The sequence below is a fragment of the Zooshikella harenae genome, assembly GCF_018837975.1.
In the GTDB taxonomy this organism is placed as follows: Bacteria; Pseudomonadota; Gammaproteobacteria; order Pseudomonadales; family Zooshikellaceae; genus Zooshikella; species Zooshikella harenae.
The window spans coordinates 35,112-56,910 of the sequence record NZ_JAGSOY010000021.1; the positions used below are offsets into that span (position 1 = coordinate 35,112).

23 protein-coding genes are annotated in these 21,799 nt (G+C 43.4%); 5 read left to right on the forward strand and 18 right to left on the reverse strand.

What is annotated here, in order from left to right; all coding sequences use genetic code 11:
* Positions 1–90 precede the first annotated feature (90 nt).
* The 5 genes from fabG to KCG35_RS10775 form a co-directional block, all read right to left on the reverse strand.
* Positions 91–828, reverse strand: a complete 738-nt coding sequence (gene fabG, locus KCG35_RS10755; protein WP_215819699.1) for a 3-oxoacyl-ACP reductase FabG — start codon at positions 826–828, stop codon at positions 91–93.
* A 25-nt stretch (positions 829–853) separates the two neighbouring features.
* The gene (gene fabD, locus KCG35_RS10760) at positions 854–1,798 is read right to left on the reverse strand and encodes an ACP S-malonyltransferase (RefSeq protein WP_215819700.1); all 945 of its coding nucleotides are present in this window, start codon (positions 1,796–1,798) and stop codon (positions 854–856) included.
* 239 nt (positions 1,799–2,037) lie between these two features.
* Positions 2,038–3,048 carry a phosphate acyltransferase PlsX gene (plsX, locus tag KCG35_RS10765; RefSeq protein ID WP_230409130.1) on the reverse strand — a complete coding sequence of 337 codons (1,011 nt, stop codon included), beginning with the start codon at positions 3,046–3,048 and terminating at the stop codon, positions 2,038–2,040.
* A 3-nt stretch (positions 3,049–3,051) separates the two neighbouring features.
* Positions 3,052–3,234 (reverse strand): 50S ribosomal protein L32, encoded by a 183-nt coding sequence (gene rpmF, locus KCG35_RS10770; RefSeq protein ID WP_215819701.1) that lies wholly within the window; start codon positions 3,232–3,234, stop codon positions 3,052–3,054.
* Positions 3,235–3,257: 23 nt separating this feature from the next.
* A complete protein-coding gene (locus KCG35_RS10775) occupies positions 3,258–3,797 on the reverse strand; it encodes a YceD family protein (RefSeq protein WP_215819702.1) in 540 nt (179 codons plus the stop codon).
* A 219-nt stretch (positions 3,798–4,016) separates the two neighbouring features.
* On the opposite strand from KCG35_RS10775, the gene KCG35_RS10780 reads away from it, so the two are divergent.
* Positions 4,017–4,631, forward strand: a complete 615-nt coding sequence (locus tag KCG35_RS10780; protein WP_215819703.1) for a Maf family protein — start codon at positions 4,017–4,019, stop codon at positions 4,629–4,631.
* 103 nt (positions 4,632–4,734) lie between these two features.
* Here the strand turns inward: KCG35_RS10780 and KCG35_RS10785 are convergent, their stop codons facing one another.
* The 3 genes from KCG35_RS10785 to rluC form a co-directional block, all read right to left on the reverse strand.
* Entirely contained in the window at positions 4,735–5,727 is a 993-nt protein-coding gene (locus KCG35_RS10785) for a S49 family peptidase (RefSeq protein WP_215819736.1), read from the reverse strand.
* Between the two features lie 139 nt (positions 5,728–5,866).
* Entirely contained in the window at positions 5,867–6,535 is a 669-nt protein-coding gene (locus KCG35_RS10790) for an HAD family hydrolase (RefSeq protein ID WP_215819704.1), read from the reverse strand.
* Positions 6,532–7,506 (reverse strand): 23S rRNA pseudouridine(955/2504/2580) synthase RluC, encoded by a 975-nt coding sequence (gene rluC / locus KCG35_RS10795; protein WP_215819705.1) that lies wholly within the window; start codon positions 7,504–7,506, stop codon positions 6,532–6,534. The genes KCG35_RS10790 and rluC overlap by 4 nt, the downstream gene beginning before the upstream one ends.
* Before the next feature lie 588 nt (positions 7,507–8,094).
* Here rluC and rne point away from each other — a divergent pair.
* On the forward strand, positions 8,095–10,989 hold the full coding sequence (gene rne / locus KCG35_RS10800) for a ribonuclease E (RefSeq protein ID WP_215819737.1): 2,895 nt from the start codon (positions 8,095–8,097) through the stop codon (positions 10,987–10,989).
* Positions 10,990–11,095: 106 nt separating this feature from the next.
* On the opposite strand, the gene murB is transcribed toward rne, so the two are convergent.
* From murB to KCG35_RS10840, 8 genes are all read right to left on the reverse strand, one after another.
* Positions 11,096–12,109, reverse strand: coding sequence for a UDP-N-acetylmuramate dehydrogenase (gene murB, locus KCG35_RS10805; protein ID WP_309227350.1), 1,014 nt, complete (start codon positions 12,107–12,109; stop codon positions 11,096–11,098).
* Positions 12,106–12,585, reverse strand: coding sequence for a low molecular weight protein-tyrosine-phosphatase (locus KCG35_RS10810; RefSeq protein WP_230409132.1), 480 nt, complete (start codon positions 12,583–12,585; stop codon positions 12,106–12,108). Before KCG35_RS10810 ends, murB begins: the two co-directional genes overlap by 4 nt.
* Before the next feature lie 2 nt (positions 12,586–12,587).
* Positions 12,588–13,355: a 3-deoxy-manno-octulosonate cytidylyltransferase gene (gene kdsB, locus KCG35_RS10815; protein WP_215819706.1), complete on the reverse strand. Its 768-nt coding sequence runs from the start codon at positions 13,353–13,355 to the stop codon at positions 12,588–12,590.
* 43 nt (positions 13,356–13,398) lie between these two features.
* Positions 13,399–13,587, reverse strand: coding sequence for a Trm112 family protein (locus KCG35_RS10820; protein WP_215819707.1), 189 nt, complete (start codon positions 13,585–13,587; stop codon positions 13,399–13,401).
* 101 nt (positions 13,588–13,688) lie between these two features.
* A complete protein-coding gene (gene lpxK, locus KCG35_RS10825; RefSeq protein ID WP_215819708.1) occupies positions 13,689–14,684 on the reverse strand; it encodes a tetraacyldisaccharide 4'-kinase in 996 nt (331 codons plus the stop codon).
* A 48-nt stretch (positions 14,685–14,732) separates the two neighbouring features.
* A complete protein-coding gene (pocB, locus tag KCG35_RS10830) occupies positions 14,733–15,161 on the reverse strand; it encodes a flagellar polar localization protein PocB (protein ID WP_215819709.1) in 429 nt (142 codons plus the stop codon).
* On the reverse strand, positions 15,158–15,796 hold the full coding sequence (gene pocA, locus KCG35_RS10835) for a flagellar polar localization protein PocA (RefSeq protein ID WP_215819710.1): 639 nt from the start codon (positions 15,794–15,796) through the stop codon (positions 15,158–15,160). Before pocA ends, pocB begins: the two co-directional genes overlap by 4 nt.
* A gap of 61 nt (positions 15,797–15,857) precedes the next feature.
* Positions 15,858–18,167 carry a DNA internalization-related competence protein ComEC/Rec2 gene (locus tag KCG35_RS10840; RefSeq protein ID WP_255561963.1) on the reverse strand — a complete coding sequence of 770 codons (2,310 nt, stop codon included), beginning with the start codon at positions 18,165–18,167 and terminating at the stop codon, positions 15,858–15,860.
* Positions 18,168–18,238: 71 nt separating this feature from the next.
* Between KCG35_RS10840 and KCG35_RS10845 the strand changes: the two genes are divergently transcribed.
* A complete protein-coding gene (locus tag KCG35_RS10845) occupies positions 18,239–18,769 on the forward strand; it encodes a DUF2062 domain-containing protein (RefSeq protein WP_215819712.1) in 531 nt (176 codons plus the stop codon).
* Between the two features lie 36 nt (positions 18,770–18,805).
* Positions 18,806–19,114, forward strand: coding sequence for a hypothetical protein (locus KCG35_RS10850; protein ID WP_215819713.1), 309 nt, complete (start codon positions 18,806–18,808; stop codon positions 19,112–19,114).
* 82 nt (positions 19,115–19,196) lie between these two features.
* On the opposite strand, the gene lolD is transcribed toward KCG35_RS10850, so the two are convergent.
* Together lolD and KCG35_RS10860 are read right to left on the reverse strand one after the other, a co-directional pair.
* A complete protein-coding gene (gene lolD / locus KCG35_RS10855) occupies positions 19,197–19,883 on the reverse strand; it encodes a lipoprotein-releasing ABC transporter ATP-binding protein LolD (protein WP_215819714.1) in 687 nt (228 codons plus the stop codon).
* Positions 19,876–21,120 carry a lipoprotein-releasing ABC transporter permease subunit gene (locus KCG35_RS10860; RefSeq protein ID WP_215819715.1) on the reverse strand — a complete coding sequence of 415 codons (1,245 nt, stop codon included), beginning with the start codon at positions 21,118–21,120 and terminating at the stop codon, positions 19,876–19,878. The genes lolD and KCG35_RS10860 overlap by 8 nt, the downstream gene beginning before the upstream one ends.
* Positions 21,121–21,212: 92 nt before the next feature.
* On the opposite strand from KCG35_RS10860, the gene KCG35_RS10865 reads away from it, so the two are divergent.
* Positions 21,213–21,791, forward strand: a complete 579-nt coding sequence (locus KCG35_RS10865) for a PilZ domain-containing protein (protein ID WP_215819716.1) — start codon at positions 21,213–21,215, stop codon at positions 21,789–21,791.
* Positions 21,792–21,799: the final 8 nt, after the last annotated feature.

A 21,799-nucleotide genomic window follows, 5' to 3' on the forward strand; every position in this document is an offset into this window, starting at 1 on the left:
AGTTTAACAATCAACCTGCAACCTTAAATAACCGCAAAAGTCCAAATATGTTAGCTTTATTTGGTATCTACAACTAAAGCCAACACAGGGTTAACCCATGTACATACCACCATTGACATGCACTGTCTCACCCGTAATGTATGCCGCTGCATCCCCAGCCAGAAAAGCGACCACTGAGGCAATCTCATTAGGATTACCCAAGCGATTTAAGGGGATTTGCTCAAGCAATTTTGCACGGTGAGCTTCTGGTAATTCTCGCGTCATGTCGGTATCAATGAAACCTGGGGCGACAGCATTAACTGTAATTCCACGAGCGCCAATTTCACGGGCTAATGCACGGGTGAAGCCTTCAATACCTGCTTTAGATGCAGCATAGTTGCTTTGTCCTGCATTGCCCATTGAGCCTACGACAGAACTAACATTAATAATTCGTCCCCAACGTGCTTTGGTCATTGCCTTTAAACACGCCTTAGAAATTCGAAACGCAGCAGTTAAATTGGTATCCAAAACTTGCTGCCAATCTTCAAGCTTCAAACGAAGCATTAAATTATCACGAGTAATCCCCGCATTATTGACAACAATCAGCGGTGCACCAAATTCATCTGTTATTTGCTTAATAACAGCATCAACTTGTTCCGCATCAGTCACATCCATTGCATAGCCACGGCCAGTAATATTTTTTTCAGCTAATGCAGCAGAAATTTGATCAGCACTATCACTTGATGTTCCAGTACCAATAACAGTTGCACCTGCAAGCCCTAACTGTTCCGCAATGGCTTTACCTATACCCCGCGTAGCTCCAGTAACTAGGGCGACTTTACCTTGCATGTGTTTTTCACCTTTTTTTAAACACTTATACAGCGACGCTTGTTGACGAGAGAACTTTACTCATCAAGTCAGGTGTTTCTAAAGACGACACCTGTAATTTACGTTGAATTCGCTTATTTAAACCTGATAATACTTTGCCAGGTCCACACTCGATTATCGTGTCAACTTCAGCAACAAGCATCGTATTGACTGTAGCCACCCACTGAACTGGGCTGTAAAGCTGCTCAATCAACTGAGTTCTGATAATATCTGCTGTTTCTGCAACTTGTCCTGAAACATTCTGTACAACTGCAATTTCAGGTAAAGCAATCTCTATAGTTGATAATATTTCTGCCAATTGCTCTGCTGCAGGTTTCATTAATGCGCAATGAGAAGGAACACTGACAGATAATTTAACCACCTTCTTGGCGCCTAAGGCTTCAGCCTCACTAATTGCTTTATCCACTGCTGCAGCTTGTCCTGCAATAACAACCTGGCCAGGTGAATTGAAATTAACAGGAGAAACAAGACCGGCATCTGCAACCTGATCACACGCCTGCTGCACCACATCATCATCAAGGCCTAAAACAGCGGCCATCGCGCCCTGCCCTTCAGAGACAGCAGCTTGCATCAATTGGCCACGACGTTTAACTAAGCAAACAGCATCCACTAAACTGATACTATTAGCACATACAAGTGCTGAGTACTCTCCCAAGCTATGACCCGCCATAAATATAGGCTTAGCACCACCTAACGCTTGCCATACACGCCAGATAGCCACACTGGAAGCTAATAAGGCTGGCTGTGTGTTTTCTGTCTGATTCAACACATCAGCAGGCCCTTCAAAAATGAGTCTGCGCAAATCTAAACTAATCGCATCAGAAGCTTCTGTCAGGGTTTCATTGATCTCAGGGTATTGATCAGCCAACTGTTGAAGCATACCAACTTGTTGTGAACCTTGCCCCGGAAAAACAAACGCAATTTTACTCATAACAATGAAATTCTTCTCAGTTTATAAGTGCGCGCCAATTATAGGCGATGGTAAATGAGACTCATAGTAAAAATATGTTGCTGGAAAATTACAAGGCTATTATCTTGCAATATTTAGCCTTAAATAGTACACCGAATAATTACCAAAAAAATGTAAACTGATAGCCTTTTTAATTCAATCTTTCTGCACTAAAACCCAATATTATCCACATTGCGATTAAAAAAACTGGATTACATATTTCATGAGACTAATAGTTTTTCCAGTTCTTTAGACAAAAGGTCAGGAATATTTTTTTCTACCTCATTAACAGCCAAACCAATAGCCTGTTGTAATGCCAGAGCATCCGCAGCACCGTGACTTTTCACAACCACATCCTGTAGTCCCAACAAACTCGCACCATTATAATAACGAGGATCTAATTTCTGTTGTATTGTTTTCAATACCGGCTGTGCTAGCAAAGCAAGCAGCCTGCCCCACCAGACCTGTTGAAAGGCATTTATCACTGTATTTTTTATATAAGCCGCTAAACCTTCACTTACTTTCAATGCAACATTGCCAACAAAGCCATCACAAACAACAATATTTACTTTATTTTTGTAAATATCATCGCCTTCAACAAAACCACAGTAATTAATGTCATCATTACTCTGTAGTAACTGTGCTGCTAACCTAACTGGCTCATTACCTTTTGTTTCTTCAACACCAACGTTTAATAAACTTACGGTTGGCTCAGATATATCATGCAATAAGCGGACTAAACAACTACCCATAACGGCAAACTGGTAGAGCTGATCCGCACTACATCCAACATTGGCGCCAATATCGAGCAAATATGTCATACTCTGCTCTATAGGCAAACGAGTAATAATCGCTGGCCGATCAATACCTGGTAACGTACGCACGATGACTTTACCCAGTGCCATTAAAGCACCAGTATTACCCGCACTTACGCAGGCTTGAGCCTGCCCTTCTGCCACTAGCTCTAAAGCAACACGCATAGATGCTTTTTTCTTCATACGTATCGCTTGGACAGGCTTATCTGTCATTGTGATCACTTCAGGCGCATGAACCACCTGCAATCGATGTTGCACCTGAGTAGACTGACCTCTCAACAGCTCGCCAATAACTGCAGCATCACCCACCAGCAGTAATTTAAGATGAGGATGAATTAAAAGACATTGGAGAGCTGCTGTCAGTGAGGCATGGGGACCATAATCCCCACCCATCACATCAAAGGCAATTGTTGCCAAGAATTACTCATCGTCGTTGTTAGATACAACTTTACGACCACGGTAGAAACCATCTGGAGAAACGTGGTGGCGGCGATGTGTCTCACCAGTAGCAGCATCAAGACTTAATGCCGCAGTAGAAAGCCCATCATGCGCACGACGCATACCACGCTTAGAACGAGTTTTACGGTTCTGTTGAACAGCCATGCTTTAGCTCCTGATTAATTAAGTTAGGTATCAGTTTTTAACGATGCCAACACCTGAAAAGGGTTTTCTCTAGATGGTGTATTTGCTTCAGCGTTATCATCACCATCTTGATCAGATGCTTCAACGTTGCCCTCAAAGTGACATTCTGTTAGCTCATGTCTTGCAACTATTGGTAGTGCCAATATGAGTTCGTCTTCTACCAAGTCTGTTAGCGCTACATTAGCTTCTGCAACAATAACAGGGTCATAATGTGCAGGAACCGCTTTTGCCGCTTCCTCATGCCAAACAATAGCTAAATTACACGTCACTGATAAAGGTAATCGCATAACTTGCAAGCAACGTTGACACGTCAACTTTACCTCTACAGACAATGTGCCCTGAACGACATAGAAGCCCTCTTCATCCACCAAAAACTGCAGATCAAGTGCTACCTCACCGCTCGGATCTAATATCGCCTCAGCAAACCTAGGCAGGTCAGTGACTAAAATACTGCCTGCAATGCGTGTTTCAGCATGCGCCAGTTTGCGAGGATTAATACTTAATGGTAATTGCCCAGTTAACATAAGCGCGCAATGATAGGGATATGGATGGTATCTGTCAAAAGATTTTAATGGGATAAATTCTTATATGCTTTAACCTATATACTGAAATAAACTACTCTCCTTTAATCTAACTTTAAAAATACTGTTATTATGCAGCATAAACGAAACCAACATGCACAGAGTAATTTTTTTAGTTAAATTGCTCATGACTATTTTTCTATTAATAGCCCCCATTAACCTATGAATGCTACTCCAATTTCACCTCCTATTATTCTTGCGTCATCCTCCCGCTATCGACAGCAACTCCTACAACGTTTAAATATTCCCTTTACGGCATGCTCTCCTGAGGTTGATGAGCACCCAGAAAAAGGGGAAAGTGCTAGTCAACTCGCCTACCGATTAGCAACCGCTAAAGCCTATGCACTCTCTACGCAATACACTGAGGCTTTGATTATCGGTTCAGACCAAGTCGCAGCGCTTGATGATCTGATTCTTACAAAACCGCTCAACAAAGCAACGGCTTTCAATCAACTCAAACAGTGCCAATATCGTCAAGTGACTTTTTTCACTGGCTTATGCGTTCTTGATAGTAGCCAACAACGACATAAAACGATTGTAGAACCTGTGATTGTGAAGTTTCGTGAGCTGACAGATCAAGAAATACACGACTATATTGAAAGGGAGCAGCCATTAGACTGTGCAGGAAGTTTCAAGTGTGAAGGGCTTGGCATTGCATTATTTGAGTACATCAACAGTCAAGATCCAAATACCTTGGTTGGACTGCCGTTGATTCAGTTAGTTAGACTTCTTAAGGAATTTGGAATTAATCCATTATTGCAACAAACTAAAACTTAAGCAGTTCTTATATATGGGAAAGACTTACAAGCCATAGAACACAGGAACATGCTTGCAAAACCAGTATCTATCAACGGGCATTGCAAGCAAAAAGCAGTAAATTTTAGCGTAATGTCATTTCTTGAGATAAGCCAAGTTTATTACTAATGGCATTTCCCATACTTGTTCCTAGGCCTTCAACAAATCGCTCCAAGGGATTTTCTTGTGGCGTAAAATCAACAATATTTTCTTCTTTGACTATTTCTCTGGCAACATAACTAGTACTACCAAGCCCATCAACCAACCCCAAAGAAAGCGCTTGCTCACCAGACCAAACCAACCCACTAAAAAGTTTAGGATCATCCTTAAGCCTATCACCCCGTCCCTTCTTAACACTGTCAATAAACTGCTGATGTGTTGTATTGAGTACAGTCTGCCAGAACTTTGTTTCTGAATCATTTTGAGGCAAGAAAGGATCCAAGAAACCTTTATGCTCGCCAGCCGTATATACCCGACGACTGACACCGACTTTATCCATTGCCTCAACAAAACCAAAACCAGAAGCGACAACACCAATGGAGCCAACCAAGCTGGCTTTATCTGCATATATTTCATCTGCCGCAGCAGCAATGTAATAAGCGCCTGAAGCCCCTAAATCCATAATGACAGCATAGACTTTAATATCAGGGTGTAAGCCACGCTGACGTTTAATTTCATCATAAACATAACCAGCCTGCACAGGGGAACCACCAGGACTATTAATACGCAAGATAACCGCTTTCGTATGTTTATCTTTAAATGCAGCTCGAAGTCCTGTCACAATAGAGTCTGCATTAGCAGCTTCATCAGTGGCAATGACCCCACTAATTTCAACCAGGGCTGTATGATCACCCGACTTAACCATCGCATCTTTACCAATACCGCCCAGGGTAAACAAATAAAGTAATACAAAAAGATAGATAAACGTCAGCAACTTAAAGAAGATACCCCAACGTCGAGTACGACGTTTTTCGACTAAAATACCGCCTACTAAGCCTTCAATTAGTTGCCACTCTTTATTGCCAGCCCCAGAGTTACTAGCATTATTGCTACTTTGTCCCAATTCTGTCTCTTTCATAGTCGATGTTTTGTGTCCAGATTCAGCTACAGCAGAAGTGTCATCAGACCCAGGCAAATCCTCTTCTTCTCGCCACGGCTTATTTTCGGACGCTGGCCTGTTAGTACTGTCTGTCATTTCAAAACCCTATATTGCATCGTTAAACCGTTAGGCTTTTATGTAACCACTTAACCAGCTCATTAAAATGGTCGACACACAGGACGGGTTGGTACTTTTGTAGACGGTCTAGGTGATGAGCACCATAACTGACTGCTACACAATCCATACCTATGTCTGATGCCATCGCCATATCAAATTCAGTATCACCAACCATAAGCGCCTGATGAGGCTGGAGCTGAAGTACTTCAAGAATTTCCAACAGCATTTGAGGATGTGGTTTAGAAAGGGTTTCATCTGCACATCGTGTCACAGCAAACAGCTCATTCCAGTTTTTTGCTGCCAGAGCACGATTCAACCCTTGACGGCTTTTCCCAGTGGCAACCGCCAAATCGAAGCCTGCTTGCTTCAACTGTGGCAACCCTTGAGTCACCCCCTCAAAACACGCAAGCTGTTTCTGCTCCCACTGACGAAAGTGATAGGTATACTGCTCTCGCATATCAACCTGCCACTGCCCACCAGAAAGACTAGGATATAAGGTCTGTAACGCCTCAGATAAACCTAATCCAATGATATCCTGATACTCCTTTCTGGAGAGTACTGGCAGCTGCAAATCTGTGGCAGCCGCTTTCAGGCTTTCAGCAATGGCCAACGTTGAATCCAACAACGTGCCATCCCAGTCAAAAATAATAGCTTGATACGAGGACTTCATTGCAACTGGCTTAAACCTTTCTGTAAATCATCAGGTAATGGGGCAGATATGGTAAAGGGCTTACCTGTTTCGGGCAAGACAAAGGTGATAGCCGCCGCATGAAGGAAAAGGCGTTTTATCCCCAAAGATCGCATATCACCATTAGTTTCAGCCAAACCATACTTTTCATCCCCAATGATTGGATGTCCAGCATATTGTGAGTGAACCCGAATTTGGTGAGTACGCCCAGTAATTGGTTTTGCCTCCACCAACGTTGTATTTTTATACCTCGTTAACACCCTAAATTCTGTAGTAGATGGTTTACCTGAACTATCCACTTTCACCATTCGCTCCCCAGATTGCAGGGTATTTTTCTGTAAAGGCACATTGATGATTTTCTTACGTGAAGGCCAGCGACCAGCAACCAAAGCATGGTACACCTTATGTACCTGATCATCTCTAAGTTGTTGGTGCAAATGCCGCAATACACTCTTCTTTTTCGCAACCAGTAAGCAGCCTGAAGTATCTCTATCCAACCGGTGCACAAGCTCAAGCACTTTACACTGTGGTCGCAATTGCCTTAATACTTCAATAACTCCAAGTTTAATACCACTCCCTCCATGCACAGCAAGGCCAGAAGGTTTATTGATAACAAGCAACCCACTATCCTCATAAATAATGGCATCTGCAACTTGCTGTAATTGCTGTGGCCTTGCCTTGGGTTGCTTATCCTTTGCATCAGAAACACGGATGGGTGGAAGACGAAGCTTATCACCTGAGGCTAATTTATAGTGCGCTTTAATGCGCGATTTGTTTACACGAATTTCACCTTTACGTAATAGTCGATAGATGTGCGTTAAAGGAACTCCTTTCAAGAGGACTTTTAACATATTATCAATTCGCTGACCGGCGTACTCATCCGTGACGACCAGGTGCTGAACTTGACTAAAGTCTGCAGCAGTTACTGCATGGAGAGTTGAATCATTACTCATAATAATAGTGTAATAGTTTTTAAGCAGATTGAAGCACTTACAAATTACTGATATAGTTCGCGACCTGCTATAATCGGAATAATGCGCCAAAAGTCAAACATTTAACGGCGCTAAGCAGCAATTTTTTTTGTCTTGACCGTATTTATGGCAATACACAGAGTTTGTTCATGCCATTTGAACTAGTCATCAAGACATACAATTAATGGCGTATCTTTGAATACAGTTGATACGTTAAGTTTAACACTGGGCCTTGAGTTTACATGTGCCCACATATCAGCCTTTATATGTGAAAGGTGGCGACGTCCAATCATCCTAACGCAAACACATATGTAATCATATAAATCACATACCAACGTGGGAGATTGGCCTTTTGCCAGGTAATTGCAGCGGTTTTCAACATACAACAAAGCCGCACAGAGCATCTGCAAAATGGGACGTTAGACCGAACAAATTTGCTAACCTCGCTTCAGCATTGAGAAAGATTAATTTTCTGAGCGCGGCCTAAAATAGCACCTTCACAATAAAACAATGATAGGTGGTGCCAATGTAGTGCTCATGGCGTTGCAACTAATTGGTACTACAAACCATATGAAGAGAATGTTAATTAATGCAACTCAACGAGAAGAGTTGCGTGTTGCGCTGGTTGATGGACAGCGTTTATACGATTTAGATATTGAGTCAGGTGCAAGGGAGCAAAAAAAAGCCAATATTTACAAAGGACGTATTACCCGTATTGAGCCAAGCCTGGAAGCAGCATTTGTAGACTTTGGAGCTGAGCGCCATGGTTTTCTACCTCTAAAAGAAATCTCTCGAGAGTACTTTGCTAAGCAGCCTCATGAAATTCAGGGACGCATCAATATTCGTGATGTCGTATCTGAAGGTCAGGAAGTCATTATCCAAGTCGATAAGGAAGAACGCGGCAATAAAGGTGCAGCCCTTACAACACTTGTCAGCTTAGCAGGGCGTTACCTCGTTCTAATGCCAAATAACCCACGTGCTGGTGGAATATCTCGTCGTATTGAAGGCGAGGAGCGAGCTGAGTTACGTGAAGCAATGAGCCAGCTTAATATTCCTTCGGAAATGGGCGTTATTGTTCGCACGGCAGGTTTAGGTCGTACCCGCGATGAATTACAGTGGGACTTAGACTACCTTCTCCACCTCTGGAACTCTATTAAAGACGCAGCACAGAAAAAACCAGCGCCATTTCTTATCTATCAAGAAAGTAATGTCATTATCCGCGCCATTCGTGACTACTTGCGCCATGATATTGGCGAGGTTTTAGTAGATGATGAAGCCGTTTATAGCGATGCATTACGCTTCGTTGAGCAGGTCATCCCTCAATACCGTAATCGCATCAAACTTTATCAGGACTCTATTCCACTGTTTAATCGTTTTCAGATTGAAAGCCAAATAGAAACAGCCTTTCAGCGTGAGGTCAAACTACCCTCTGGTGGTTCTATTGTAATCGATCCTACTGAAGCGTTGGTTTCTATTGATATTAACTCTGCTCGCGCAACGCGCGGTGGCGATATAGAAGAAACCGCTTTACAGACAAACCTTGAAGCAGCAGATGAAATTGCCCGCCAACTTCGACTACGTGATATTGGTGGCTTAGTCGTTATTGACTTCATTGATATGGGGCCACTTCGTAATCAACGTGAAGTTGAGTCTCGGATGCGAGACTCCCTACAAATGGACCGAGCCCGTGTTCAGGTAGGTCGTATTTCACGCTTTGGCTTAATGGAAATGTCCCGTCAGCGATTACGCCCTTCCCTAGGGGAAACCAGTGGTGTTGTTTGTCCCCGCTGTAATGGGCAAGGGATTATTCGTGATGTGGGCTCTTTATCTCTGGCAATCCTTCGCGTTTTGGAAGAAGAAGCCTTAAAAGAGCGAACTGCAGAAATACGAGCCCAAGTACCAGTGGTTGTAGCAACCTTCTTGTTAAATGAAAAGCGGGCAGCTATTGCTGATATTGAGTCTCGCAATTCTATTCAGGTTATCATCATACCTAACCCAAACCTTGAAACACCTCACTTTGAAGTTCAGCGCTTACGAGAAGATCAAGTCGGTCAAAGTGAAAACGAACTCAATTATGAGCAAGAACCCCAGATTGAAACAGAGAGCATTGAACTCAGCGCAGGGCGAGCCACTCGTCAACAGGCTGCCGTCAAGAATATTGCGCCTGTTCAGCCAGCCCCTGTGCCTAGTAAACCAGGTCTTTTCAAGTCGCTAATGAGCTCTATCAGTGGTTTATTTGCTGGAGAGTCTGCTCCTGCAGAAAAACCTGTGGCGAGTCGTCAAAAAGAAGATGGACGGACACGTAGTCCTCAAGGAAAACGTAGCGAGTCTCGCACAAGCAGCCGTCGCCCCCCTCGTCAACAGCAAGAAAATCAAGATCGTTCAAAGTCAGGCAACAAAGACTTTTCTGGTGATACTCGTGGTGAGAGATCTCGAGGTAAATCACAACAGCGGGGCCCTAAGCGTCGAGATCGGCCTGAAACACAGGTGACTGAAACATCTACTCATAATGAGCCAAGAGAGGCCGCAGCCGAGCCTTATACTGAAAGTGCAAACCCTAAGCGTCGGCCTAGAAGTAATGGCAGTAGCCAGCCTCAAAGGCGTAAAAGTAATCGCCCTTCTCAACGGCAGAGAGACGAAAGCCAAAGAGAGCAGGAAAGTACTACTCAACCGTCATATTCAGAGGCAGCGCAGCGAAATACTTATGCGGAAAAAACAGCTACCCCTGCTTATGAACCAGCGCCAAGTCAGGAAGCAAAGCAGGACTCATATCCTAAAGTAACTCAACAAAGTGCTAATCAGGAAGCCTCCTCTTCCTATAATAAGCCATCTACTGAGTCAGCTCAGAAAGAACTGCAGCAACAGCAAGCTTCTCCTGATATGACTCAGTCTTCACAGGCTATTGAGCAAAAAACCGAAGTAGCGGCAAATAAAGAAGAGGCTAAAACGCCTATTAGTTCTTCTGTAGAAAGCGGCAAAGAGGAAGCTCCACAACCAACCAAGCCTGTAGCTGCAGAGGAGCCTGTCATATCTGTCTTTGATACAAAAACAGCAGAGACAAAAGCTAGTACAGCAGAAGAACCCAGCGCAAAATCAGCTACTACTCAGCCAGAGGAACCAGCAGCTCAAGCCAGTAAGCCAAAGCGTCGTCGTGGCAGAGCTCTAAACGACCCTCGTCTCAAGCGTAAACAGCAGCGAGCTAATACTGAAGTTGCAGCAAGCGCACAAGAGAAAGAAGCCCCTGCTCAGTCGAAAAACGAATCGACTACACCAAGAGCAAAACCTACACATTTAGCTGCAGATTTAGCTGAAGTTTTGCATACACCAACAGAGCCACCCAAAAGCGCTTCTGCGGTAATGAACTTGGAACCAGTAGTTGATTATCAAACGGATAAGCAGCAGCCTAAGCAACCTTCTGAAGGTAAGGCCTCAGAACCTGTTGAAGAAGCATCTCGTGATACTTAATAACTCTTAGTAAACCACCAACAGCAGAGCATTTAGCTCTGCTGTTGACTTTCAAGCTTATTATTTAAAAACTAGCCGTTTTAAAATTTAATGGCCTTTTGGCAGGTTATTGTGGGTATATCCTAGGTTCTATTTCCATTCTTACTGAAAAACGCAGCCATACTTGTTGCTGAATATCCCATGCTAAAGACAGCAAATCTTCAACATAGCCTTCCCCAAAATGAACTAAAACCAAGGCTTGCTGTTTATACACACCCACATTACCTTTGCGTATTCCTTTAAAACCACACTGGTCAATTAGCCAGCCTGCTGCAAGCTTCCAATCCCCTTCCCCTACCGAATAAGCAACTAAGTTGGGAAAATTTTCCTTTAACGCCTGATAGTGATCTTCAGAAATAATTGGATTTTTAAAAAAACTACCCACATTACCTAAATTCTGAGGATCTGGCAGTTTAGCTTCTCGGACTTTGACAATATAGTCACTTAACTGCAACGCTGTCTCTGCTTGACTATCATGTAGCCCCATATAAGACAGATTCGGCTTAAAATGCGATGACAAACAAAAAGCAACTTCGGTAATCACTATTTGATCTCTTAGCTGCTGCTTAAAAATACTATCGCGATAACCAAACACACAATCACTCGCCTTTAACTGGACGACTTTGCCCGAAGCAATATCAATGTAACGCACCCAGTCAATCAGATCTTTAACTTCTACCCCATAAGCTCCAATATTTTGAATAGGGCTAGCACCAACAGTGCCAGGAATTAAAGATAGATTTTCTAAACCATAAGCTCCTTGGTCTAATGCCCAACGCACAAAACCATGCCAATTTTCACCTGCAGCCCCATAAACCATCAACTGTCCATCAGCACCATACTCCATGCGCCGCCCTTGCAAACAAACACGCATGACAATTCCAGCAAAATCTTTAGCAAAAATAGTATTACTACCCTCCCCCAAAGGAAGAACAGGTAAGTCATGCTGTCTGGCAAAAGAGAGAACTTGATGAATATCCTCTTCACTAAAAACATCAATGATACCTTGGGCTTTGACTTCAAAACCCAGGGTATGCCATGGCTTAAGGGAAGCAGGTTGTAATGTTAGCTGACCTATCACAATGGAATCCTGTACTGCTGACAAATATGCTGAAGCAGTCCTCTTGCCCCTTGCTCAACAAGGTCAAGTACGTCACTGAAGCCATCTGGACCACCATAGTAAGGGTCAGGTACTTCCAGCTGATTCACACCAGAATAATTTAAAAATAACTGTAAGTTTTGCTCATATCCCTGAGGACACAACTCACGTAAGCAGGCTAAATTACTCTTATCCATAGCAAGAACAAAGTCTGTTGAAAAAAAATCTTCCAGGTTAAACTGCTGGGCCCGAATCATTGATAAGTCATAGCCTCTGGCAGCAGCAACCTGCTGACTGCGCGCATCCGGCTGTTCTCCAATATGGTAAGCAGAGGTCCCCGCCGAAGCGACCTCTATTGTATCTGCCAAGCTATTACTCTCTACCATAGACTGAAAAACACCATGAGCTGTTGGTGATCGACAGATATTACCCAGGCACACAAACATTACCTTAATCAATTCTATTCCCCTAACAGCTGACAAACTCGCTGTAAATCATCTTGCGTATCAACACCTCGAGGAGGTGTTACCAACGCTTGTGCAACATGAATTTTCTTTCCATGCCACAGCACACGTAATTGCTCCAATGCCTCAGTACGCTCTAACAGGCAGCTTCCCCAGGAAACAAAGTCATTTAGCAAGCTGACTCGATAAGCATATATACCAATATGATGTGATACAGGTAAACCAGGAGGCAGTGCTTGTTGCTGAGCTGAAAACTCATCTCTTGGCCAGGGTATGGGCGCTCTTGAAAAATACATTGCATGCTGCTTCGCATCTGTCACAACTTTTACCACATTCGGGTTTTGCATCATTTCCAGCTCATTAATTGGCTGGCAAAGTGTCGCCATCACCGCATCACGATCATTGCGTAAGTTATGTGCTACCTGATCAATCAGTGCTGGAGGAATAAGTGGCTCATCACCCTGAACGTTCACCACAACAGCATCATCATCCAGACCTAGTGCACTTGCAGCCTGCTGCAGTCGATCAGTACCTGAAGGGTGGTCAGCATCTGTTAAACAGACTTCAGCATCAAACTTTTGGGCAGCAGTGACAATATCAGGATGATCTGTTGCAATAACCACCCGCTGAGCATTACTAGCACAAGCTTGCTCATAAACACGCTGAATCATTGGTTTTCCCGCAATATCAGCCAATGGCTTTGCTGGCAAACGGCTTGACGCATAACGTGCGGGAATAATAACGGTGTAGTCCGTTGAGTTCATATGTGTCATCAAATCTAGTGGAGTTAATTAAACCAATTTTCTATTATTTTTTTTGAAGCCGCTCTTCAGTTGAGAGTGTTCTGGCTTCAGACTCAAGCATTACAGGAATATCGTCACGGATGGGAAATGCAAGTCCATCCTGTCTACATACCAGTTCCTGTTGCTCACGGGCATAATATAATGCCCCCTTACAAAGTGGACAGGCCAATATTTCAAACAGTTTTTTATCCATTCTGCTCACTCCTTATCAGTTCGCTATTTTCTTGCTAACCCAAAAAGTTACATTTGTTTATATGTTCTTGCTGTAACCCATACTAAGAGCAAGACAACCGATTAAACAACAGCTGCAGTTTTCGCTAACAATGATGCCCAAAATACCTCAGGTAGTTCAGCTTCAACTGCAAGACACCAAAAACGCTCACTGGCAAATGTATGGCATTTTACGGCATCTTTTGTGGTCATTATAATAGGATGATCACTATCAAATATTAAATCCTCTACTTTATACTGATGATGATCAGCAAACACATGCTCTTTAGGCTTAATTCCAAGGTCAGCTAAGGTGTTAAAAAATCGATGTGGATTACCAATTCCTGCAACAGCTTCAACGGTTTTCCCCCACCACTGACTGACATTACAGACCTCACCTGTCTTCAAATTATAAAGCCTGACAGGATGCAGCTGCATTTCATGGACAGGAACAGGTAATTTTTTTTCAGGTAGATAAGAACCATTACAAATCACAAAATCGACTGAGCGTAACCTTTCAACAGGTTCTCTAAGAGGCCCCATAGGTAAACAATGCCCATTACCCATACCACGCTGTCCATCAATGACCACCACCTCAATATCTCGTGGTAGACGATAGTGCTGTAAACCATCATCAGCAATGATCATATCAACTGCATATTGTTCTATCAGGTACTGTGCCGCTTGATACCGATGGGGATCAACAATCACAGGCACCTTTGTCATTTGCCTTAACATAAGTGGTTCATCACCACATATCAAAGCACTGGTTTGCTCATTAACATCTAAGGGATACTGAGCAGCATGACCACCATATCCCCGACTAATAATACCTACCTGTAATCCCTGCTGCTGTAATTTCTGAACAATAGCAGCAACCACAGGGGTTTTCCCTGTACCACCCACAGTAATATTACCAACAATAATAACTGGTTTAGACAAAGCGGGAGGGGGTAAGGATAAAAAGCGTTTTCGACGTTGATGGGCAATACACTTAAATAGATAACTCAATGGGTATAAAGGATAGAGCCACTTACTTCCCTGATACCAGGCTTGAGTTATATACTGTTTTATTGACATTAAAAAACTCGGCGCAAAATTAAAAGGGCTTTTATAAAGCCCTTTTAATTATGGAGATGACTCTTCTACTTTTTGCTTTGTGGTTACGCGTAAATGAACAAAACCCATTTGCCCTGCTGCATCCATTGCGGTTACTACAGCTTGATAAGGGGTATTAGCATCAGCAGTAATGACTAGTGGTAAACTGGTGTCACCATTAGATACCTTTTGCAAAGCATTTTTAATTGTGGCTATAGAATTATTGACAAGCGCCTGGGAGTTAACAGCATAATTCCCCTGCTTGCTGATCAATATTTCAATTTGCTTAGGTTGCTCAGCCACTTGATTGCCTGAGGCTTCAGGTAGATCGATTTCCAGGTGAGACTCTTTAGTAAACGTAGTCGTGACCATAAAGAAAATCAGCAATAAAAAAACCACGTCTATCAAAGGCGTCAAGTTGACGGTAACATCTTCCCTGGACTGACGCTGGAATTTCACTGCTTGCCTACCTCGCTATAGTCCACTTCACGATCACCATGAACCACTTCAACTAACTTTGTTGCCTCTTGTTCCATTGTCACCACTAACTCATCTACGCGGCGAACAAAAAACCGATGGAACATCAGCGAAGGAATTGCAACGGTTAAGCCTGCTGCAGTAGTAATCAGCGCTTTGGAAATACCACCTGCTAAACTATCAACATTACCTATTGCACTGGCTGCCCCAATTTGGTTAAAAACTTCAATCATACCTAACACTGTACCTAATAACCCTAGCAACGGTGCAATTGCAGCAATCGTTCCCAGCGTATTAAGGTAACGTTCTAATTCATGGATAACTCGAGCAGCCGCTTCAGAAATACTTTCTTTCATGATCTCTCGACCATGCTTGGAATTGGCTAAACCTGCGGCCAAAATTTCTCCAAGAGGAGAGTTACTTTTTAACTCTTTAAGCTTCTTAGAATCTAACTGCTTATTTTTGATCCACTTCCAGACTAAGGCTAGAGTATGCTTAGGGGCAATTTTGGTAGCACGTAACGTCCAAATACGCTCAATACTAATTGCCAATGCCATCACCGAACAAATCAGGATTGGCCACATTAGCCATCCACCGGCTTTGATGATCTCGAACACGACTTCTCCCCTTCATTTACATTGCGCACACTCTAACACAAAGTATCCCTTGACCGAATACCTACCAGTTCACTTTTTCAGACCAATAATGCCGTACATCACGTCGATAAAGTGAAGTAGAAATTAAATCCGATTGAGGGTCATAACTTATCTCTATAGTGCCATCCCGACTGGTTTGAAGCTCCTTACTGGATAGCAGGTTAATTCTTTTCAATACTGCAGGTGCAGGATGTTTGAATGGATTAAGATAACCCGCAGAAAATACGACAAAAGTCGGTTGTATATGTTTAAGAAATAGCATAGAAGATGAATATTTACTGCCATGATGTGGTGCGATCAGCACATCAGCCTGTAATTGACTGGCATACTGCTCAACCAAGTGCTGCTCCTCAACATAGCCGATATCACCAGGGAGTAGCACACTTAACCCTTCAGCGGACACATGCAGAACACATGAAGCCTTATTATTATTGTTCTTATGTGCGTCTCCACCCGCTAACATACGGAACTTGACGTTATCCCATTGCCAGTTTTGCCCTGGCAAGCAAGTTGTTACCTTTGGAGAATTAATTCGAAGCTGTTCTGGGGTTCCCGATATAATGTGTGCAACGGAAAACTGTGAAAGGATATCTTGCACGCCACCACTGTGGTCCTGGTCACCATGACTAATGAGTAAGGTATCAACCACTAACCAACCTTTGTGCTGTAAGTATGGAGTTAAAACAGCATTTGCTGCGGAAAAACTAGGTGAAAATGCCTTTCCAGTATCATAAATCAGTAAATGACGCTCTGTTTTTATTACAACCGCTAACCCTTGTCCAACATCTAAAACAGCAATATGAAGCCTACCATTTGGAATATGAGCAGGTTGTACCCAAAAAATAGGCAGCCACCAACACCAACCTAACCAGCGACCCGGAAAGCCTGAGGGTAATAACAACCATAACCCACTAACGCAAGCCATAAACAAGGGCAACCCTTGCAACTGCATTGTTAACTTTGGCGTTATCAGTGAAGCACTCCCGTGGATTCCTGCCAACAAACCTTGTGTAGCTATTGATACAGGCATAACAGCCCATTCAGGAGGAAACGATAAAAGGGCTAACAAACTACTCAGCAAGGCCATAGGCAACAAAATAAAACCAAGGTAGGGAATGGCGAGCATATTGATTATAGGACTTAACCAACTCACACTCTGCCCTTGGCTATACAGTAAAGGCCATACAGCCAATATCACAACACATTGCGGCCAAATATGCTTAAACATCCACGAAGGTTTACCTGGTCTATTAGCAAAACGCCAAAGCAAAATCCCTGTAGCTATAAACGAGAACCAAAAACCACTGCTTATCCAAGCTAAAGGATCCCAGGCAATGACACCAGCCAGTGCTGATAACCAAAGCGTGACTGGTTTAAACCTTACCCCCGCTAATACACCAGATAATGCAACTGTGACCATGATTAACGCGCGCTGGGTTGGCAGTGAAAAGCCTGCTAACAACGCATAACTGCAAGCAAAGCTCAGAGCAACGATCGCAGCACAACGTGGACGTGAGATAAATGCCCATGGCCAACTCACTAGACGTCCAACAGCATGAACTAACAGCCACCCCAATGTAGCCATCAGGCCAATATGTAACCCAGATACAACTAATAAATGAGCAGTTCCTGTCGTACGAAATGCTTGCCAGGTATTCGCCTTTAAGTACTGTTTATCACCCAGGAGTAAAGCACTGAGCACATCATGAACGTCAGGTGGCATATAATCACGCCATGATTGAGGCCAGAACCAGCGAAACCAGTTTACACTATGCTTGGCAGGCTCCAATTGTTGTTGCACCTGACGAATATACCCTACTGCACCAACCTGTTTTTTAAATAAATAACCCTCATAGTCCCACGCACCGGGGCTTGCAAAACCATGTGGACGTTTTAGCTTTACTATCCAATGCCATATTTCAGTAGGCTGATAGTCCGCTGAACCTTGATAATCACTCAGTAAAATAAACTCAGGAGCAGGTGTAATTTTCTGTTGAGGCGTGGTTAATAAACGTACTTTAACCAATAGCTGCTGGCGGTGATGATCACGCTGTCGAACTTCAACAATTTCACCTTCAAGTTGCAGCGCTTTTTGTTCAGCACTTTTTGGTAATTGCTGTGCCAAACCGGCATAACCAAAACTATAGCCGCGTAGTATTCCAAACAACCCTGCCAGAATGATTAGACATAGTATTAATTGGTGACGCAAAAATATACACAATAGGCCGACCACAACAGCAAAAATGCCTATGCTTAGAGTACTCGGTAGTATTGGGACACACCCAATACCAACGCAACCAGCGATAAAAGCCACTAGAACTTTATGTAACATATTGGTATAGCGCAAACTTTACAGGCATAATACCCCAGCTTTTGACAGTATTTGGTTAGTTGAGCCCTTTCATGCCAAAGAAATTTATCCGTCGATTTTTACCTAGCCCCGACAAAATTAAAGACAATCGTTCTCTTCGTTATCTTGGAGATCGAATTCATGATCCAAACCTATGGCATTTAAATCGACGATCTGTTGCTGGCGCTTTTTTTGTGGGTATTTTCTGTGCGCTGTTACCCATTCCGATGCAAATGCTGATCGCTGGCGTCTTAGCAATGCTAGTGCGTTGTAACCTGCCAATTTCTGTTGTATTGGTCTGGATTACCAACCCTATCACTATGCCTGCCATTTTTTACTTCACCTATAAAATTGGCTGTTACCTTTTGGGCACACCAGTAAGTGATATAGAATTCACCATGACTGTAGAATGGTTTGAGCATGAACTTGGGCGTATTTGGCAACCACTTTATTTTGGCTCTATTATTACAGGACTATTTTTAGGTGCTGTGAGCTACTTAACTATTCGCCTCTACTGGCGTTGGCATGTTACCCGTAGTTGGCACAGTCGAAAGCTACGCAAAACGCGACAGCAAAACCATTAGCGTCTTTAAACCAACAATTTGATGTAGTTGAGTGTTATGAGAAAAGGTTACCAAGGTTTCCGTAAAGGTAAGAAGAAAAGTCAGGGTAAAGGCATTTTGGAAGCCATTAACACTGACGGCCCTCATAAAGAGTGGTTGGGTATGCCTGAATACTATATCCACACCCTGACTGTTGACGGGGAAAACTACAACTATTTATCTGCTGAACAATCCCTTGAGGTTCAGATTGGCGATATGGTGGTATTTCGTTATGAAGTGGTAGGCAGCAACCGCCGCATCGACAAACGATCCCTGGGAAAAGCCATTGACCCCAGCCAATACCAAGCTCCTTCAGATAACGACTAACTGCAACGAGTGCAAGAAGCAACCTCAATGAAAGGTTTGCTTCTTTACTTACTCAGTGCCAATTGCCGCTCAAAAGCTGGCATTATGCAGGTTTCAGTTCACCTTCAACCAGCCTCAAAACTCTATCCATTTGATTCGCTAAAGCCAAATCATGCGTCACCACCAAAAAGGCTGTCTTTGTGGTTTGACTTAGTTCCTGCATTAGCTCATGAATAGTATGTGCCGTATGCTGATCTAAATTTCCTGTAGGTTCATCCAGCATGACACAACAGGGTTTTGTCACCAGTGCCCTAGCAATCGCCACTCGCTGACGTTCTCCGCCTGACAGTTCTCCTGGTTTATGATCAAGTCTGTGGCTCAACCCAACTCGGGCAAGCAGCTCTGTTGCCTCCTTTTTGACGGTGTTAAGTTTAACCGTAGAGCGCATTAACAAGGGCATAGCAACATTTTCAAGCGCAGTGAACTCTGATAACAAATGGTGGAATTGATAGACAAAACCCAGCTTGCTGTTACGCAATTGTCCACGCTCATTTTCACCCATTGCACTGATCTGCTGGCCATCTAACAGCACCTCACCTTCTGTTGGCGTATCTAACCCACCCAACAAGTTCAATAAAGTGGTTTTACCCGAACCAGAACTCCCTACAATTGCGATTCGCTCACCTGCACTAAGCTGCAAATCCACACTCTTTAGTACTTCAACCTCAGCAGGACCTTCCTGATATCGTTTGACCAACTTTTGACACACTAATACATGCTGATTATTCATAACGCAGTGCCTCGGCAGGTTGAGTACGGGATGCTCGATAAGCAGGATAGAGTGTAGCTAAAAAGCTTAATGACAAGGCAGCGGCTGTAATAATGCCAACATCACCCCACTGTAACTGGGATGGGAGGTAGTCTATAAAGTACACATCGCCACTTAAGAATTGTATCTCAAAGGTTTTCTCTATCCAGTCCACAATTTCTGGCACATTAGCACCCACAAGCACTCCCAGGATGACCCCAAGTAGCGTACCTGAAACGCCTATAACAGACCCCTGTACAATAAAAATCCCCATGATGGTTTTAGTACTGGCACCAAACGTACGCAAAATCGCAATGTCAGACTGTTTATCTGTCACCACCATGACCAGCGTTGAGACAATATTAAACGCTGCTACGGCCACAATAAGGGTAAGCAATAAGCCAATCATGGTTTTTTCCATTTGAATCGCTTGAAATAAACTGCCATGGGTACGCGTCCAATCACTATAGTAATAACGGTCATGTAGCGTGTTTGCGAGCTTGCCGACATCCTCTCGGGCAGTAAATAAGTCCACCATTTTCAAGCGAATCCCCTGCACACCATCCTTGATACGTAATAGCTTTGCGGCATCCTGATAATGAATAATCGACAGAGAACTATCCAGCTCCGCTCCAACCTCAAAAACACCCACGACATTAAATCGTTTCATGCGAGGAAAAACCCCGGCAGGATTGACGGAAGCATCAGGTAATACCAATGTAACCTTATCCCCGACTTGTGCTCCCAATCTGCGAGCCACAATATCCCCCAGCACAATATCAAAATCGCCGGGCTTTAAATCTGCCAGTTTACCCGCTCGCATATGCTCATTAACGATTGATACCCGACGCTCAAACTCTGGAGCGACACCATAGATAGCAACCGGTTGTACACGTCCATTAGAGGTCAGCATACCCTGTGTATTATTGAAAGGAGCTGCACTAATAACCCGAGGTGAACGTTCCATTTGCTTAATTAAGCTTTCCCAGTCTGTAATCGTGCCATACACCTTGGTAATTTTGGCGTGAGGAACCATTCCTAAAATGCGCTGCTTTAACTCCTGATCAAAGCCATTCATAACTGATAACACAATGATCAGGACCATCACCCCTAATACCAAGCCAACAAGTGAAATTAACGAGGTAAATGAAATGAAGTGATTGCGCCGCTTTGCTGCGGTATATCGCAGCCCAATAAACAGTGGTAATGGTTTAAACATGCAGTTTTGCCTTAGCCCTCAATAAATGGCTGCTACACTCTAAAACAGATATTCTTGAATGCAAAAAACGAAAAATAACGGTTTGGTTAGTTATGGCTGATGATGTACAAGACCACCGCAATTATTTCCGCATCGATGACGTTGTTGCCATCGAATACCAGCTCATGTCTGAACTCATTGCGCCAGATACAACAGCCTATCCCTTCAGTAATACCTCTGAGCAGTTTCAGCTCATTACTGAAATGCAGACTATTGAAGCAGAGTCACAACATATCTTACGCTCCATTCATGAGCAGGATCGTCAAGTAGCCAATTACTTAAAGAATATTGACCGCCGAATTCAATTGCTCAGTCGCATCCTTGCGGCCTGTAGCGAAGATATTGCGTCACTACCACGTCAATCAGTCAACTTAAGTGAAGGTGGTATTGCCTTCAGCTCATCAGCACCTTTACCAAAGGGAGGGTATATTGCCATAAAACTTGTTTTATTTCCTTCTTATGCAGGAATGCTATTATCTGGCCGCATTGTATCTTGTGAAGAAGAAAATAAAGCTTATACAAACCACATCACATTTGAATGCATCAGTGACAGTGATAGACAACTGTTAGCGAAACATGTTATTCAATTTCAGGCCCAGCAACGCCGGGCGAGGCTTGATCAATCTGACTAGGAGTACTC